Raw genomic sequence first — 15,785 nt, forward strand, 5'->3', positions numbered from 1 at the left:
CGCCCATGAGGGGGTCCGCCGAGCGGCAGTGCAGGCACTCCCAGAGCGCGTGGTGGGGTCAGCCCCACCACGCGGTGCGGTTGGCCCGGTGACCAGTGGCGCGTTCGCGTATCCTGGCCAACCGATGAAGGCCCTCCTGCCAGACGGAACAGAGCTCCAGCTCGACGACGGCGCCACCGGCGCCGACGCCGCCGCCGCGATCGGCGCCGGCCTCGCACGCGCCGCGCTCGCGGTCAAGGTCGATGGACAGCTGCGCGACCTGACGGCGCCGCTGCACGACGGCGCCACGCTCGAGATCCTCACGCAGAAGAGCGGGGAGGAGGCGCTGGAGCTGCTGCGCCACGACACGGCGCACGTGCTCGCGGCCGCCGTGATCGACCTCTATCCCGGCGTCAAGATCTCGATCGGCCCGCCGATTCAGGACGGCTTCTACTACGACTTCGAGTTCCCGCCCGGCGTCACCGTCTCCGACGCCGACTTCGCCCGCATCGAGGCGAAGATGAAGGAGCACATCAAGGCCGACGAGCAGTTCGCGCGCGAGGACGTCTCGGTCGGCACCGCGCTCGAGCGGTTCGTGCGCGAGCAGCAGCCGTACAAGGTCGAGCTGATCGAGGACCTCGTCAGAAACGCCCCGGCCGACGACCCGGTCGAGACGGTCTCGCTCTACACCAACGGCCCCTTCACCGACCTCTGCCGCGGCCCGCACGGCCCCGGCACGAAGCGGATCAAGGCGTTCAAGCTGCAGTCGATCGCCGGCGCCTACTGGCGCGGCGACGCCAGACGCACGATGCTGACGCGCATCTACGGCACCGCCTTCTTCACGAAGGAGGAGCTGGCCGCGTACCTCGAGCGGGTCGAGGAGGCGAAGAAGCGCGACCACCGCAAGCTCGGCAGAGAGCTGAGACTGTTCGGCTTCTCGGCCGTCGCGCCCGGCTCGGCCTTCTGGCTGCCGCGCGGCACGCAGCTGTGGAACACGCTCGTCGCGTTCACGCGCGAGCTGAACCGGCCGCGCGGCTACGACGAGGTCAAGACGCCGCAGATCTACGACTCGGAGCTGTGGAAGACCTCCGGCCACTGGGGCAAGTACAAGGAGAACATGTTCCTGACGGCCGCGGAGGACCGCGACATGGCCGTCAAGCCGATGAACTGCCCCGGCCACTGCCAGCTGTTCGGGATGCAGCGCCATTCCCACAGAGAGCTGCCGGTGCGCTACAGCGAGCCGGGCCTGCTGCACCGCTACGAGCCGTCGGGGACGCTCCACGGGCTGATGCGCGTGCGCCACTTCGCGCAGGACGACGCGCACATCTTCTGCACCGAGGAGCAGGTGCAGGACGAGGTGATCGGCTGCCTCGACCTGATCTTCGAGACGCTCGGCCGCTTCGGCTTCGACATCGACATCGAGCTGTCGACCCGTCCCGAGAACCGCATCGGCAGCGAGGAGATGTGGGACCGCGCCGAGGCGAAGCTCGCCGACGCGCTCAGACACCAGGGCCTCGAGTACCGCATCAACGAGGGCGACGGCGCCTTCTACGGCCCCAAGATCGACTTCCACGTGACCGACTCGCTCGGCCGCTCGTGGCAGCTCGGCACCGTCCAGCTCGACTACTCGATGCCGGCCCGCTTCGGCCTCACCTACGTCGGCGCCGACGACAGAGAGCACACGCCGGTGATGATCCACCGCGCCGCGATGGGCTCCTACGAGCGCTTCATCGGCATGCTGATCGAGCACTACGCCGGCGAGTTCCCCGTCTGGCTGTCGCCGGTGCAGGCGATCGTGCTGCCGATCTCCGACCGGCACGTCGACTACGCGCAGGAGGTCGTCGCGGCGCTGCAGGCCGCCGGCGTGCGCGTCGACGTCGACGAGCGGACCGAGTCGGTCGGCCGCAAGATCCGCGACGCCGAGCTGCAGAAGTACCCGTACATGCTGATCCTGGGCGACAGAGAGGCGGAGGGGCGCGAGGTCGCGGCCCGTCGTCACAGAGAGGGCGACATCGGCAGCTTTGCGCTGACCGACTTCGTCGCGCGCGTCGCCGAGGAGACCGCGACCCGGTCCGCGTAGCCGATGCCTGCGACAAAAGCTTCAGCCCGACCGGGCGGCGCCGCTATACTGCGCCCCCTTGATGCTCATGATCTACACGTCGCGCAACTCTTGACGCGACAGAACAAGGCCTCGTAATGCCGGTCCCACGGCGATTTGACCGGCGCCCGCCAGAGCGGGACAACACGCGCATCAACGAACGCATCCGCGTTCCTGAGGTGCGCCTGATCGGCGAAGACGGACAGCAGATCGGCATCCTCAAGACGCCGGATGCGCTCCGCTACGCCCAGGAGCGCGATCTCGACCTGGTCGAGGTCGCCGCCGACGCGCGCCCGCCCGTCTGCCGCGTGCTCGACTACTCGAAGTACAGATACGAGCAGGCACAGAAGCAGAAGGCCGCGCGCAAGCATCAGCAGCAGATCACGATCCGCGAGATCAAGTTCCGCCCGAAGATCGCGCAGAACGACTACGACACGAAGAAGGGGCACGTCACCCGCTTCCTCAAGCACAAGGACAAGGTCAAGGTCACGATCATGTTCCGCGGGCGCGAGGTGACGCATCCCGAGCGTGGTCAGGTGCTGCTGGAGAGACTTGCCGAGGAGCTGCAGGAGCTGGGCACCGTCGAGCAGCGTCCGATTCAGGACGGCCGCAACATGACGATGATGCTCGGCCCCTCGAAGGCCGTGCTCGCGGGCGAGTTCGACACGCCCGACGACGGCAAGAAGAGCAAGCGCGACAAGGGCCCGAAGGACGACGACGCCCTCGAGGCGACGTCGGCCGAGGAGACCGAGTCGGCCGAGGACGCTCCGGAGACGGAGGCTGCCGAGGCGCCCGCTGCCGAGGCTCCGTCCGCTGAGGCTGAGGCTCCTGCTGAGGAGGCTCCGGCCGCCGAGGCTGAGGAGTCGCCGGCCGAGGAGGCTCCGGCCGCCGAGGCTGAGGAGTCGCCGGCCGAGGAGGCTCCCGCTGCCGAGGCTGAGGCCCCGGCTGCCGAGGAGGATCCCGCCGAGGAGGCTCCGGCCGCCGAGGAGAGACCCGCCCCGAGAGCAAGAGCGAGAGCTGCTCCGAGAGCCAGAGCGAGAAGAGCTCCGGCCAGAAGAGCGGCGGCCAGAAGAGCCGCTGCCAGAGCGACCAGAGCCGCCGACGAAGCGCCCGAGGGCGCGACGACGGCGTCCTGATCGCCTCGATCCTCACCGCGATGGCGGCCGCGCTCAGCGTGGCCGCACCCGCCGCGACGCCGCCCGCCGGCGCCGCGGCGACGCGCGCCACGGGGCTGACGCTCCAGCAGTCGGTCGGGCAGCGCGTCATCGGCTCGCTGCCGGGTACGACCGTCCCCGCCGAGCTGGCGGCGAAGATCCGCCGCGGCGAGCTGGGCGGCGTGATCCTGTTCGCCCGCAACATCTCCTCGCGCCCGCAGCTGAAGGCGCTGACCGACAGGCTGCAGGCCGAGCGCAAGCGCGGCCCGCGGGCGCTGCGGAGCCTGCCGCTGCTGGTGATGATCGACCAGGAGGGCGGGCTCGTGAAGCGCCTTCCGGGCGCCCCGCAGCTCTCTCCGGTGCAGGTCGCCGCGCGCAACAGCGCCGACCTCGCCCGCCGCACCGGCGTCGCGGCCGCCGCCAACCTGACCGGCGTCGGCGTCAACGTCAACCTCGCGCCGGTGCTCGACCTCGGGCTGCCCGGGTCGAGCGTGCTGGAGCTGGGGCGAACCTACGGCTCGACGCCGGCGCAGGTCTCCAAGCTCGGCGTCGCCTTCGCGAGCGGCCTCAGAGCGGGCGGCGTGCTCGCCTCCGCCAAGCACTTCCCCGGCCTCGGCCGCGGCGGCCACGACGAGGACCTCAAGCTCAACCGCATCGACGTGCCGCTGAGCACGCTGCGCGCCAGCGACGAGCTGCCGTTCAGAGCGGCAGCGCGCGCCGGCGTCCCGCTGACGATGGTCTCGACCGGCGTCTACCCGGCGCTCGACAGCCGTCCGGCGATGTTCTCGCCGCGGATCGTGCAGAGAGAGCTGCGCGAGGTCGTCGGCTTCGACGGCGTCGTCGTCACCGACGACCTCGAGGTGCCGGCGATCGCGCACCTGTCGCCGGAGCGCAAGGCGCTCGCCGCCGTCCGCGCCGGTGACGATCTGCTGCTCTTCTGCCAGACTGCGAGCGCGGCCGATCGCGGTGCCGCGGCGCTCGTCCGCGCCGTCAGAAGCGGCGCGATCTCACGGGCTGCGATCGACGACGGTGCTGAGCGGGCGATTTCGCTCCGGGCCGCGCTGCGTTGAAGCGCCGGGTCTGCTTTACTTCTCCGTCCCAATGCCCAAGATGAAGACTCATTCCGGCGCCAAGAAGCGCTTCAAGGTGACCGCCAAGGGCAAGGTCCGTGGTCGTCACGCCTTCTCGAGCCACATCCTCGAGAAGAAGTCGCCGAAGCGCAAGCGCGCCCTCGGTCGCCCCGCGATCATGTCCGACGACGATGCTCCGCGCATCAAGAAGCTTCTCGGGGTGGGCAAGTGACCCGCGTCAAGCGCTCCGTTCACGCGCGCAAGAAGCGCCGTGAAGTCCTGGAGATGACGAGAGGCTTCCGTGGCGAAGCCAACTCGAACTACAGACGCGCGAAGGAAGCCCTCCTCAAGGCGGATCAGTACCGCTACCGCGATCGCCGCAACCGCAAGCGCGACTTCCGTCGCCTGTGGATCGCGCGCATCAACGCGGCCGCGCGCATCAACGACCTGTCGTACTCGCAGTTCATGCACGGCCTCAAGCTGGCCGACGTCGAGCTGGACCGCAAGGTCCTCGCCGACATCGCCGTCCGCGATGCCGAGCTGTTCCGACGTTACGCCGACAAGGCCCGCGAGGCGTTGGCGGCGGCTGCCTGAGCGCAGACCCACCAGCTTCTCCCGAAACGGGCGCCGACTCCTTCAGGACGGCGCCCTTTTTGTTTTAAGCGCGTGCCGGGCAGGACGGCGGCGCGGCCGCAGCGAAGCAGCACCAGCGAGCAGCGAACGAGCGCGAGCGCGAACCCAGCAGAGCGATGCCACCGATCACCTCCATCCACAACGAACGCCTCAAAGAGCTGCGCCGCCTCGCGCGCAAGCGCGGCCGTGACGACAGCGGCCGCTTCGTCGCGGAGGGGGAGGACCTGCTCGCCGCCGCCGACGCGGCCGGCTGGCGCGCGCTGGAGCGCTTCAGCGCCGCCGGCAGCGGGCTCGGCGGGGCCGAGGTCGAGCCGGACGTGCTCGCGCACGTCTCGCAGCTCGGCTCCGGCACGCGCGCGCTGGCCGTCTACGAGCAGCGCTGGGTGCCGCAGCCGCTCGGGCCGCTCGCCGTCTACCTGCACGGGATCGCCGATCCCGGCAACGTCGGCACCGTGCTGCGCAGCGCGCTCGCGTTCGGCGCCGCCAGCGTCGTGCTCGGCCCCGGCTGCGCCGACCCGTACGGGCCGAAGGCCGTGCGCGCGAGCATGGGCGCCGTCTTCCAGGTGCCGGTCGCGCGCGCCACGAGCGTCGCCGAGCTGCCGGGCGAGACGATCGCGCTCGACGCCCACGCCGACGCCGGCGGACTGACCGGTCCGCTCGCAGGACCTGCGACGCTGCTGATCGGCGCGGAGCGGTCGGGGCTCCCGCCCGAGCTGGTGGCGGAGTGCGATCGCACGGTGCGGATCGCGATCCGCTCGGAATCGCTGAACGCCGCGATGGCGGCGACGATCGCCCTCTACGAGGCAACGCGCGGCGCGGACGCGCTGGACCATAGGATGAACGCCGCATGATCGAGCGCATCGACGAGCTGAAGAGAGCGGGCGAGGCCGAGGTCTCCGCCGCGACGACGACCGACGCGCTGGAGCAGGCGCGCGTCAGATGGCTCGGCCGCAGAGCCGAGCTGCCGAACATGCTGCGCGGCGTCGCGCAGCTGCCGCCCGAGCAGCGCGGCCCCGTCGGCAAGGCCGCCAACGAGGCGCGCAAGGCGCTGGAGGCGCTGATCGAGGCGCGCAACACCGAGCTGGCCGGCGCCGAGCTGGACCGCCAGCTCGCGGCCGACCGCGTCGACGTGACGCTGCCCGGCGCGCCGCTGCCGCCGGCCGGCGGCCTGCACCTGCTGACGCAGACGCGGCGCGAGATCGAGGACGTCTTCATCGGCATGGGCTTCACCGTCGCCGAAGGCCCCGAGGTCGAACGCGTCTACTACAACTTCGACGCGCTCAACCACGATCCGGCCCACCCGGCGCGGCTCAGAAGCGACACCTTCTACGTCGCCGACGAGATCGTGCTGCGGACGCACACCTCGCCGATGCAGGTGCGCGCGATGGAGCAGCAGCCGCCGCCGATCTTCCTGATCGTCCCCGGCCGCGTCTACCGCCGCGACAGCGACGCGACGCACACGCCCCAGTTCCACCAGATCGAGGGGCTCGCGGTCGACGAGGACATCACGCTCGCCGACCTCAAGGGCACGCTGCTGCAGTTCGCGCGCGCGATCTTCGGCGACGAGCGCGAGGTGCGGCTGCGGCCGCACTTCTTCCCCTTCACCGAGCCGAGCGTCGAGATCGACGTCTCCTGCTTCCGCTGCAACGGCACCGGCCACCTCAAGGACGGCTCGCGCTGCGGGCTCTGCAAGGGCACCGGCTGGATCGAGATCCTCGGAGCCGGGATGGTCGACCCGAACGTCTTCTCCTACGTGAGAGAGCACGGCTACGACCCCGAGAAGGTGCAGGGCTTCGCCTTCGGCATGGGGATCGAGCGGATCGCCTTCCTCAAGCACGGCGTCTCCGACCTGCGGCTCTTCTACGACAACGACCTCCGCTTCCTGCGGCAGTTCTGACGGAGGCCATCTCGCGATGAAGGTCCCGCTTTCCTGGCTCCACGAGCACGTCCATCCCGAGCTGACCGCCGACGAGCTGTCGGCGCGGCTGGCGCTGACCGGCACCGAGGTCGAGCGCGTCACGCACCACGGCGTGCCCTCGGGCGACCACTTCGTCGTCGCGAAGGTGCTGGAGGCCGTCCAGCACCCCGACGCCGACCGCCTGCGCGTGACGAAGCTCGACGTCGGCGAGGAGCAGCCGCTGCAGGTCGTCTGCGGCGCGCCGAACGCGCGCGCCGGCATCACCGTCGCGCTCGCGCGGCCCGGCTCGCGCCTGCCCGACGGCACGAAGCTGAAGAAGGCGAAGCTGCGCGGCGTCGAGTCCAACGGCATGATCCTCGGCGAGTCCGAGGTCGACATCGGCGTCGACCACGACGGCATCATGGAGCTGCCCGACGAGCTGATCGCCGGCACGCCGCTGGGCAACGTGCTGCCGCTGGAGACCGACGTGCTCGAGCTGGAGATCACGCCCAACCGGCCCGACTGCCTCGGCATCTACGGCGTCGCGCGCGAGGTCCACGCCGCGACCGGCGCTCCGCTGGGTCCGCCACCCTGGGCGCACGAGGGCGGGAGGGAGCAGCTCAGCGGCGCGCTCGCCGGCATCGACGTGACGATCGAGACCGAGCGCTGCCCGCGCTTCACCGCGCGCATCTTCGAGAACGTCACCGTCGGCCCGTCGCCGTACTGGCTGAAGGCGCGCCTGATGGCCGCCGGCCAGCGGCCGATCTCCAACGTCGTCGACATCACCAACTACGTGATGCTGCTGACCGGCCAGCCGCTGCACGCCTTCGACCTCGACCGCGTCGCCGGCGGGCGGCTCGTCGTGCGCGACGGCCGCGATGGCGACACGCTCGAGACGCTCGACGGCGAGACGCGCAGACTCGACCCCGACATGGTCGTGATCTGCGACGCCGACGGGCCGACCTCGCTCGCCGGCGTGATGGGCGGCGCCCGCTCCGAGGTCGTCGCCGCGACGACGACCGTGCTGCTGGAGTCGGCCGTCTGGGACGGTCCCAACATCCAGCGCACCTCGACGCGGCTGGCGCTGCGCTCGGAGGCGTCGGGCCGCTTCGAGAAGGGGCTCTCGCCCGAGGGCACGCTGGAGGCGCAGGCGGTCGCGACGAGGCTGCTGGTCGAGCTGTGCGGCGCGACGGTTCGCGAAGGCACGCTCGACGTCGCGCGGCCGTCCGGCTGGGACGCCGCGCACGCGACGATCCGCCTGCGCGACACGCGCGTCACCGGCCTGCTCGGCGCCGACATCCCGCGCACGCGCAGCGCCGAGATCCTCGGCGCGCTCGGCTTCGGCACCGCCGACGCCGACGACGGGCTCGATGCGACCGTGCCGCACTTCCGCCGCAACGACGTCACGCGCGAGGCCGACCTGATCGAGGAGGTCGCGCGGATCGACGGCGTCGACAACCTGCCCGCGACGCTGCCGCTGCGGCGCGGCGCCTCGGGCCAGCTGACGCAATGGCAGCAGCTGCGCCGCAAGGCGGCCGACACGCTCGTCGGCGCCGGCCTGCACGAGGTGATCGGCTGGAGCTGGTCGCCGCAGGAGCTGGCCGACAGACTGCGGCTGCCGGCCGACGACCACCGCCGTCAGTCGATCGCGGTCGAGAACCCGATGTCGGCCGACCACAGCGTGCTGCGCACGACCCTGCTCGGCGGCCTGCTCGACGTCGCCCAGCGCAACGTCACGCGCGGCACGTCCGACGTGGCGATCTTCGAGTCCGGCGCCGTCTTCGCGCCCTCGGGTCAGGAGCTGCCGCACGAGCCGCACCTGCTCGGCGTGCTGCTGACCGGCGCGCTGCGGCCGCCGAACTGGGTCGAGCCGAGACCGCCGCGGGCCGACTTCTTCGCCGCCAAGGGCGTGCTCGCGCACCTGCTCGACACGCTCCGCGTGACCTGGAAGCTGGAGGTCAGCAGCGAGTCGTTCCTGCACCCGGGCCGCACCGCGAGAGTGATCGTCACGCCGCACGGCGGCGGCGACGAGGTCGTCGTCGGCTGGATCGGCGAGCTGCATCCGACGGTCGCGGCCGACTGGGACCTGGAGCGGACGGCCGCCTTCATGATCGACCTCAACGTCGTGATCGCCGCCGTCCCCGGCCCGGCCGTCTACGCCGACTACACCTCCTTCCCGGAGATCCGCCAGGATCTCGCGGTCGTGCTGCCGGCGACGGTGCCGGCGGGCGAGGTCGTCGCGACCGTCCGCGCCGCCGGCGGCCCGCTGCTCGCGGACGCCGGGGTGTTCGACGTGTACAGCGGTACGCAGATCGGCGAGGGCAACGTCTCGCTGGCGCTGCGGCTCGCCTTCCGCGCCCCCGACCGCACGCTCACCGACGAGGAGGTCGGGGAGCGGCGCACCGCGATCGAGGAGGCGCTCGCCACGTTGGGGGGCACGCTCCGTGCCTAGCGGACCGAAGGTCTCCGTCTTCGGCGCGTCGGGCTACGCCGGCGCGCTCGCCGCGGCGCTGCTGCAGCGCCACCCGCACTTCGAGCTGAGCGCGATCACCTCGCGCTCGGACGTCGGCCGCCGCCTCGACGACCTCTACCCGCGTCATCGCGTCCCGCTCGTGATGGAGGAGCTGGACCTCGACCGCCACGGCGACGTCGACGCCGCGATCGTCGCCTACCCGCACCACGCCGCCGCGCCGACCGTCGCCGGCCTGCGCGAGCGCGGCGTGCGCGTGATCGACCTGTCGGCCGACTTCCGTCTGCGCGACCTGCCGACCTACGAGCAGTGGTACGGCGACCACTCCGCCCCGCAGCTGCTGGAGCACGCCGTCTACGGCCTGCCGGAGCTGGGCTACCGCGAGCGGATCCAGGTCGCCGACGTCGTCGCCAACCCCGGCTGCTTCCCGACGGCGGCGCTGCTCGGGCTCGCGCCGCTGGCGCGCGCCGGCCTGCTCGGCGACGTGATCGTCGACGCCAAGACCGGCGTCTCCGGCGCCGGCCGCGCCGCGACCGACAAGACCCACTTCGTCACCGTCGACGAGAACGTCGCCGCCTACGGCGTCGCCGGCCACCGCCACACGCCCGAGATCGAGCAGGAGCTGGCCGTCCTCGGCGCCGACCTGACGATCACCTTCCTGCCGCATCTGCTGCCGCTGGACCAGGGCGAGCTGATCAGCGCCTACGTCACGCCGACGCGCGCGGTCTCCGGCGAGGAGGTGCGCGACCTCTACGCCGACCGCTACGCGCACGAGCCGTTCGTCGAGCTGACCGAGCGCTCGCCGGGCGTCAAGGACGTGCGCGAGACGAACATCGCGCGGATCGCGACGCAGGTCGACCCGCGCAGCGGCCGGATCATCGTGCTGGCGGCGATCGACAACCTCTGGAAGGGCACCTCCTCGCAGGCGGTCCAGAACCTCAACCTGATGTTCGGCTACGAGGAGACGGAGGGCATCTCGTGAGCGACTCCTTCTTCGTCTCCCGCTGGGTCCCGCGCCCGCGCCACGTGCGCGAGGACGACCGCGGCGGCCTGCCGCGCGGCTTCCGCGCCGCCGGCGTCTCCGCGCACGTCAAGCCGAGCGGCGAGAAGGACCTCGGGCTGCTCGTCGCCGACGCGCCCGAGACCGTCAGCGCCGCCCGCTTCACCCGCTCCGGCGTGCTCGCCGCGCCGGTGATCGTCTCGCGAGAGCGGGCCGAGGTCGGCCGGCTGCGGGCGGTCGTCGCCAACAGCGGCAACGCCAACGCGGCGACCGGCGCCCGGGGCGTCGACGACGCGCTCGCGACGCAGGCCGCGGTCGCGCAGGCGACCGGCGTCGACCAGCTCCATGTCGCCGTCGCCTCGACCGGCGTGATCGGCGTGCCGCTGCCGCTCGACCGCTTGATCGCCGGTGTCGAGGAGGTCCACGCCGAGCTGCGCACCGACGGCGACCGCGACTTCGCCGACGCGATCAGGACGACCGACAGATTCGCCAAGCGCGCCTCGCTCGTCGTCGAGCTGCCGGCGGGCGACGTGCGGCTGACGGCGCAGTGCAAGGGCGCCGGCATGATCCAGCCGAACTTCGCGACGATGCTCTGCTTCGTGCAGACCGACGCGCTGCTGGAGCAGGAGACCGCCGACCTGCTGCTCGGCGTGACCGTCAAGCGCTCGTTCGACCGCATCTCCGTCGACGGCCAGCTGTCGACCAACGACACCGTCGTGCTGATGGCCAGCGGCGCCAGCGGCGTCAAGGTCGCGCCGCTGTCCGAGGACGAGCTGAAGCTCGGTGAGGCGCTCGACGCGCTGCTGCGCCAGCTCGCGCTGCTGATCGTCGCCGACGGCGAGGGAGCGGCGCGGATCGGCCGCGTCGTCGTCTCCGGCGAGGACCACGGCGCGGTCGAGAAGGTCGCCCGCGAGGTCGCCAACTCGCCGTTGGTGAAGACGGCGCTGAACGGCGGCGACCCCAACTGGGGCCGGATCGCGCAGGCGGTCGGCGGCGCGCTGCTGGACAGCTCGCCGCTGCACTTCGACATCGCGATCGAGGGCGTCACCGTCTTCGCTGACGGCAGCGCACTGCGGTTCGACCAGGAGGCCCTCAACACGGCCGTCCAGCGCGACGAGGTCGAGTACGTCGTCGCGCTCCCGGGCGAGGGGGCGGAGACGGAGGTCTTCTTCTCCGACTTCGGCCACGAGTACGTGACGATCAACGCGGAGTACACGACCTGAGATGAATCCAGCCCCGCCGACACGCGACATCGCGACGCTGCTCGAGGCGCTCCCGTACATCCGCGAGTTCCACGGCAAGACGGTCGTCATCAAGTACGGCGGGGCGGCGATGACCGACCCGGCGCTGCGCGAGGAGTTCGCGCGCGACGTGGTGCTGATGAAGTACGTCGGGATCAACCCGATCGTCGTCCACGGCGGCGGCCCCGACATCACCGACTACATGGGCCGGCTCGGCCTCCCGGTCGAGTTCGTCTCCGGCCTGCGCGTCTCCGACAGAGAGACCGTCGAGATCGCGAAGATGGTGCTCGTCGGCAAGGTCAACAAGGACATCGTGCTGCGGATCAACCGCCACGGCCAGGGGGCGGTCGGCCTCTGCGGCGACGACGGCCTGCTGTTCCGCGCCGCCCGCCAGCTCGCGCCCGGCGGCGAGGACATCGGCTACGTCGGCAGGATCGAGCGGGTCGACACGGACGTGCTGACGCACATCGCGCAGGACTACATCCCGGTCGTCGCCTCGGTCGGCGCCGACCGTGAGGGCAACTCGTACAACATCAACGCCGACGAGGCGGCCGGCGCCGTCGCGCGTGCGCTCGGCGCCTACAAGGTGATGTTCCTGACCGACGTGCGCGGCTGGCTGCGCGACCCGTCGGACCCCGAGTCGGTGATCACCGAGGTGACCGCCGACGAGGTCGAGCGCCGGCTGCCGGAGATCTCCGGCGGGATGCGCCCGAAGCTGTCCGCCTGCATCGACGCGATCCACGGCGGCGTCTCCTCGGCGGTCATCGTCGACGGGCGCGTGCCGCACTCGCTGCTGCTCGAACTGTTCACCAACGCCGGTCTCGGCACGATGGTCAAGCCCGCGATATGACCCTGACAGAGCTGCAGGCGGTCGAATCCGCCCATGTGATCCCGTCCTACGCCCGCTACCCGGTCGAGCTGGTCAGAGGGGAGGGGGCGCGGCTGTGGGACGACGAGGGCCGCGAGTACCTCGACTTCCTCTCCGGCATCTCGGTCCTCAACGTCGGCCACTGCCATCCGGCGGTCGTCGCCGCCGTGCGCGAGCAGGCCGGGACGCTGACGCACACGACCAACCTCTTCTACACCGCGCCCGCGATGCGGCTGGCGCGGCGCCTGTCGGAGTCCTCGCTCGGCGGCAAGGTCTTCTTCTGCAACTCCGGCACGGAGGCCAACGAGGCGGCGCTGAAGCTCGTCCGCAAGGCGAAGCCGCGCGGTGAGATCGTCGTCCTCCACGGCGGCTTCCACGGCCGCACCTACGGCTCGCTGAGCGCGACAACGCAGGAGTCCAAGCAGGCGCCGTTCGCGCCGCTGGTGCCCGGCTTCGTGCCGATCCACGCGACCGTCGCGGAGCTGGAGGCGGCCGTCGGCCCGCAGACCGCGGCCGTGCTGGTCGAGCCGATCCAGGGCGAGACCGGCGTCCATCCGCTGTCCGACGAGTTCCTGCTCGCCGCCCGCGCCGCCTGCGACCGCGTCGGCGCCGCGCTCGTCTTCGACGAGGTCCAGACCGGGATGGGGCGGACCGGCACGATGTGGGCGTACGAGCAGACGGCGGTCGTGCCCGACGCGCTGACCTCCGCGAAGGCGCTCGGCGGCGGCCTGCCGATCGGCGCGCTGGTGACCGGCCCGCGCCTGGCCGACGTCTTCCAGCCCGGCGACCACGGCTCGACCTTCGCCGGCGGCCCGCTCGCCGCCGCCGCCGCCAACGCCGCCTTCGACGTGCTGGAGGATCCCGCCCTGCTGGCGCGCGTCGTCGAGCTGGGCACGCGCCTGCGCGAGCGGCTGGCGGCGCTGCCGGGCCTCTCGAACGTGCGCGGCCGCGGCCTGATGGTCGGCTTCGACGTCGAGGGCGCGCCGGCGCTCGCGCTGCGGGCGCTGACCGAGCAGCGGATCGTCGTCAACGCGACCGGGCCCGGCACGATCCGCCTGCTGCCGCCGCTGGTCGTCTCCGACGAGCAGGTCGACGACGCCGTCGGGCGGATCGCCGCGCTGCTCTGACGCGTCGCCGCTCGCGGCGGCGCGCGCCGCCGCCGGGCCGGCTGAAGCTGTTCGGATCCGATCAGGATGCGGTCGGACCGCTGCTGGCCAGGGTATGGTCTTGGCGTCCCGTGATTCGCATCCTGATCGTCGACGACCATCCCGCCGTCCGTGCCGGCCTCGTCGCTGTCCTGCGCAGCGAGCCTGGCCTCGTGCCGGTCGGCGCGGCCTCCGAGGAGCAGGAGGGCTGGCGGCTCGCGCAGCGCGCGAGACCGGATCTCGTGCTGCTGGACCTGCACCTGCCCGGCGGCAGCAGCCTCGCGCTCTGCCGCCGCGTGAAGGCGCTGGACCCGCACTGCAGAGTGCTGATCTACTCGGCCTTCGCGCACGACGAGCTGTCGGTCGCGGCGACGCTCGCCGGCGCCGACGGAATGCTCGACAAGACCGCCCCGATGCTGGAGCTGTTCGACGGCATCCGCCGCGTCCACAGAGGCGAGCACCTGCTCGCGCCGGTCACGCCGGAGCGGCTGCAGGACGCGCGCGCGCGGATCCCGACCGAGGACTGGCCGATCGTCGCGATGCTGCTCGACGGCACTCCCTCCGCCGACATCGCGACCACGCTCGCAGTCCGGCCGGAGGAGCTGGAGGGCCGCGTCGAGCGGCTGCTGGCGCGGCTGGCGCCGACGGCGTCGCGCACCCGCGCGTAGGACTTGCCGTAAAGTCCGGCCCGCAATGAGCGAGCCCATCCAGACCGAAGTCCACCGCATCGCCGCTGCGCCCGCGCGCACCGCGAGCTACGAGGCCGATCCCGCCGAGGTCAGACGCGTCCTGCTGCTCTACTCGGGCGGGCTCGACACGAGCGTCATGCTCAAGTGGATCCAGGACGAGTACAGAGCCGAGGTCGTCTGCCTGACCGTCAACCTCGGCCAGCCTGGCGAGGACTACGAGGTCATCAAGGACAAGGCGCTCAGAATCGGCGCGATCGAGACGCATGTCGTCGACGCCCGCGAGGAGTTCGCGCGCGACTTCATCGCGCCGGCGATCAAGGCCAACGCCCTCTACGGCGGCGGCTACCCGCTCTTCACCGCGCTCGGCCGCCCGCTGATCGCGAAGCTCGCGGTCGAGTACGCGCGCAAGACCGGCTGCGACACGATCGCCCACGGCTGCACCGGCAAGGGCAACGACCAGGTCCGCATCGAGGCGACGATCGCGACACTCGGCCCCGAGCTGAAGGTGATCGCGCCGGTCCGCTCGTGGCAGATGGGCCGCGAGGAGGAGATCGCCTACGCGCGCGCCAACGGCATCTTCGTCAAGGGCGGCGCCGAGGTGACGCCCTACTCGATCGACGACAACCTCTGGGGCCGCTCCTCCGAGGGCCGCTGGATCGAGGACCTGACGCACGCGCCGGAGGACGACGTCTTCCAGCTCGTCACGCGCCCCGAGCTGGCGCCGGACGAGGCGGAGATCGTCGAGCTGGAGTTCTTCGAGGGCGTCCCGGTCGCCCTCAACGGCGAGCAGCTGAGGCTGGCCGACCTGCTGGAGCGGGTCGCCGAGATCGGCTGCAAGCACGGCGTCGGGATCGTCGACCACATCGAGGACCGCATCGTCGGCCTGAAGGTGCGCGACATCTACGAGGTGCCGGCGGCGGCGATCGTCCTGCCGGCCCACCAGGAGCTGGAGCACCTCGTCGGCACGATCCACCAGAACCAGTTCAAGACGGGGCTCGACCAGAAGTGGGGCTACCTCGTCTACGCCGGCCTCTGGTGGGAGCCGCTGCGCTCCGACATCGACGCCTACCAGGACGCGGTCAACAAGCAGGTGACCGGCAAGGTCGGGCTGAAGCTCTACAAGGGCTCGGTCCGCGTCGTCACGCGCGAGTCGCCGAACGCCGTCTACGACGCCTCGCTGGCCTCGTTCGCGGAGTCGGGCGGCCTCTTCTCGCAGACCGCCTCGCCCGGCTTCATCGAGCTGTGGTCGTTGCAGTCGCGGATGGCGTACCAGCTGCGCGAGCGCAGAGAGTCCTGATTTTGCGGGCTCTCCTGGGCGGGTAGGTAGGTCTCCATGTACTACAAGGCGCTTGGCTTCATCGTCTGGAGAGTCGGCACGCGGTACCTGCGCAAGCGCTACGGCACGGCGCCGAAGAAGATCGGCGCCGGCGCGCTCGTGGCGGTCGGCGTCGCGGGCGCGATCGTGATCGCGCAGAAGCGTCTCGGCTCGGCCGACTGATCTCGTTTCCCCGCATCGTGCGGGAATTTCTGAACGGCTTCTT

The 15,785-nt window shown here is 71.5% G+C and carries 15 protein-coding genes; all 15 read left to right on the plus strand.

Annotated elements, in window-relative coordinates:
• The first annotated feature begins 124 nt into the window (after positions 1 to 124).
• The 15 genes from thrS to Q7L73_RS13130 all read left to right on the plus strand — a co-directional run bounded on the left by thrS (position 125) and on the right by Q7L73_RS13130 (position 15,742).
• Positions 125 to 2,059, plus strand: a complete 1,935-nt coding sequence (thrS, locus tag Q7L73_RS13060) for a threonine--tRNA ligase (protein WP_304690035.1) — start codon at positions 125 to 127, stop codon at positions 2,057 to 2,059.
• Positions 2,060 to 2,175: 116 nt separating this feature from the next.
• Positions 2,176 to 3,213 (plus strand): translation initiation factor IF-3, encoded by a 1,038-nt coding sequence (gene infC / locus Q7L73_RS13065; RefSeq protein WP_304690036.1) that lies wholly within the window; start codon positions 2,176 to 2,178, stop codon positions 3,211 to 3,213.
• Positions 3,214 to 3,233: 20 nt separating this feature from the next.
• A complete protein-coding gene (locus tag Q7L73_RS13070) occupies positions 3,234 to 4,301 on the plus strand; it encodes a glycoside hydrolase family 3 N-terminal domain-containing protein (RefSeq protein ID WP_304690038.1) in 1,068 nt (355 codons plus the stop codon).
• A 31-nt stretch (positions 4,302 to 4,332) separates the two neighbouring features.
• Complete coding sequence (gene rpmI / locus Q7L73_RS13075; protein WP_304690040.1) at positions 4,333 to 4,533, plus strand: 50S ribosomal protein L35; 201 nt, start codon at positions 4,333 to 4,335, stop codon at positions 4,531 to 4,533.
• Complete coding sequence (gene rplT / locus Q7L73_RS13080; RefSeq protein WP_304690042.1) at positions 4,530 to 4,895, plus strand: 50S ribosomal protein L20; 366 nt, start codon at positions 4,530 to 4,532, stop codon at positions 4,893 to 4,895. The genes rpmI and rplT overlap by 4 nt, the downstream gene beginning before the upstream one ends.
• Positions 4,896 to 5,050: 155 nt before the next feature.
• Positions 5,051 to 5,785 (plus strand): RNA methyltransferase, encoded by a 735-nt coding sequence (locus tag Q7L73_RS13085; RefSeq protein ID WP_304690044.1) that lies wholly within the window; start codon positions 5,051 to 5,053, stop codon positions 5,783 to 5,785.
• Positions 5,782 to 6,831: a phenylalanine--tRNA ligase subunit alpha gene (gene pheS, locus Q7L73_RS13090; protein ID WP_304690045.1), complete on the plus strand. Its 1,050-nt coding sequence runs from the start codon at positions 5,782 to 5,784 to the stop codon at positions 6,829 to 6,831. The genes Q7L73_RS13085 and pheS overlap by 4 nt, the downstream gene beginning before the upstream one ends.
• 16 nt (positions 6,832 to 6,847) lie before the next feature.
• The gene (gene pheT, locus Q7L73_RS13095; RefSeq protein WP_304690047.1) at positions 6,848 to 9,283 is read left to right on the plus strand and encodes a phenylalanine--tRNA ligase subunit beta; all 2,436 of its coding nucleotides are present in this window, start codon (positions 6,848 to 6,850) and stop codon (positions 9,281 to 9,283) included.
• The gene (gene argC, locus Q7L73_RS13100; RefSeq protein ID WP_304690048.1) at positions 9,276 to 10,283 is read left to right on the plus strand and encodes an N-acetyl-gamma-glutamyl-phosphate reductase; all 1,008 of its coding nucleotides are present in this window, start codon (positions 9,276 to 9,278) and stop codon (positions 10,281 to 10,283) included. The genes pheT and argC overlap by 8 nt, the downstream gene beginning before the upstream one ends.
• A complete protein-coding gene (gene argJ / locus Q7L73_RS13105; RefSeq protein WP_304690050.1) occupies positions 10,280 to 11,524 on the plus strand; it encodes a bifunctional glutamate N-acetyltransferase/amino-acid acetyltransferase ArgJ in 1,245 nt (414 codons plus the stop codon). Before argC ends, argJ begins: the two co-directional genes overlap by 4 nt.
• 1 nt (position 11,525) lies before the next feature.
• Positions 11,526 to 12,392 carry an acetylglutamate kinase gene (argB, locus tag Q7L73_RS13110; protein WP_304690051.1) on the plus strand — a complete coding sequence of 289 codons (867 nt, stop codon included), beginning with the start codon at positions 11,526 to 11,528 and terminating at the stop codon, positions 12,390 to 12,392.
• Positions 12,389 to 13,537 carry an aspartate aminotransferase family protein gene (locus tag Q7L73_RS13115; protein WP_304690052.1) on the plus strand — a complete coding sequence of 383 codons (1,149 nt, stop codon included), beginning with the start codon at positions 12,389 to 12,391 and terminating at the stop codon, positions 13,535 to 13,537. The genes argB and Q7L73_RS13115 overlap by 4 nt, the downstream gene beginning before the upstream one ends.
• 110 nt (positions 13,538 to 13,647) lie before the next feature.
• Positions 13,648 to 14,223 carry a response regulator transcription factor gene (locus tag Q7L73_RS13120; protein ID WP_304690053.1) on the plus strand — a complete coding sequence of 192 codons (576 nt, stop codon included), beginning with the start codon at positions 13,648 to 13,650 and terminating at the stop codon, positions 14,221 to 14,223.
• A 25-nt stretch (positions 14,224 to 14,248) separates the two neighbouring features.
• Positions 14,249 to 15,541: an argininosuccinate synthase gene (locus Q7L73_RS13125; protein WP_304690054.1), complete on the plus strand. Its 1,293-nt coding sequence runs from the start codon at positions 14,249 to 14,251 to the stop codon at positions 15,539 to 15,541.
• A gap of 36 nt (positions 15,542 to 15,577) precedes the next feature.
• Complete coding sequence (locus tag Q7L73_RS13130; RefSeq protein WP_304690055.1) at positions 15,578 to 15,742, plus strand: hypothetical protein; 165 nt, start codon at positions 15,578 to 15,580, stop codon at positions 15,740 to 15,742.
• Positions 15,743 to 15,785: the final 43 nt, after the last annotated feature.

This window comes from Conexibacter sp. CPCC 205762, assembly GCF_030646155.1.
GTDB lineage: Bacteria > Actinomycetota > Thermoleophilia > Solirubrobacterales > Solirubrobacteraceae > Conexibacter.

Excerpts from the sequence above, each read along its gene's own strand:
- Q7L73_RS13115 (WP_304690052.1), top strand. The coding sequence starts at position 12,389 with ATGACCCTGACAGAGCTGCAGGCGGTCGAATCCGCCCATGTGATCCCG.
- argB (WP_304690051.1), top strand. The coding sequence starts at position 11,526 with ATGAATCCAGCCCCGCCGACACGCGACATCGCGACGCTGCTCGAGGCG.
- Q7L73_RS13130 (WP_304690055.1), top strand. The coding sequence starts at position 15,578 with ATGTACTACAAGGCGCTTGGCTTCATCGTCTGGAGAGTCGGCACGCGG.
- Q7L73_RS13085 (WP_304690044.1), top strand. The coding sequence starts at position 5,051 with ATGCCACCGATCACCTCCATCCACAACGAACGCCTCAAAGAGCTGCGC.
- pheS (WP_304690045.1), top strand. The coding sequence starts at position 5,782 with ATGATCGAGCGCATCGACGAGCTGAAGAGAGCGGGCGAGGCCGAGGTC.
- infC (WP_304690036.1), top strand. The coding sequence starts at position 2,176 with ATGCCGGTCCCACGGCGATTTGACCGGCGCCCGCCAGAGCGGGACAAC.
- thrS (WP_304690035.1), top strand. The coding sequence starts at position 125 with ATGAAGGCCCTCCTGCCAGACGGAACAGAGCTCCAGCTCGACGACGGC.
- rpmI (WP_304690040.1), top strand. The coding sequence starts at position 4,333 with ATGCCCAAGATGAAGACTCATTCCGGCGCCAAGAAGCGCTTCAAGGTG.
- Q7L73_RS13125 (WP_304690054.1), top strand. The coding sequence starts at position 14,249 with ATGAGCGAGCCCATCCAGACCGAAGTCCACCGCATCGCCGCTGCGCCC.
- pheT (WP_304690047.1), top strand. The coding sequence starts at position 6,848 with ATGAAGGTCCCGCTTTCCTGGCTCCACGAGCACGTCCATCCCGAGCTG.
- Q7L73_RS13070 (WP_304690038.1), top strand. The coding sequence starts at position 3,234 with ATGGCGGCCGCGCTCAGCGTGGCCGCACCCGCCGCGACGCCGCCCGCC.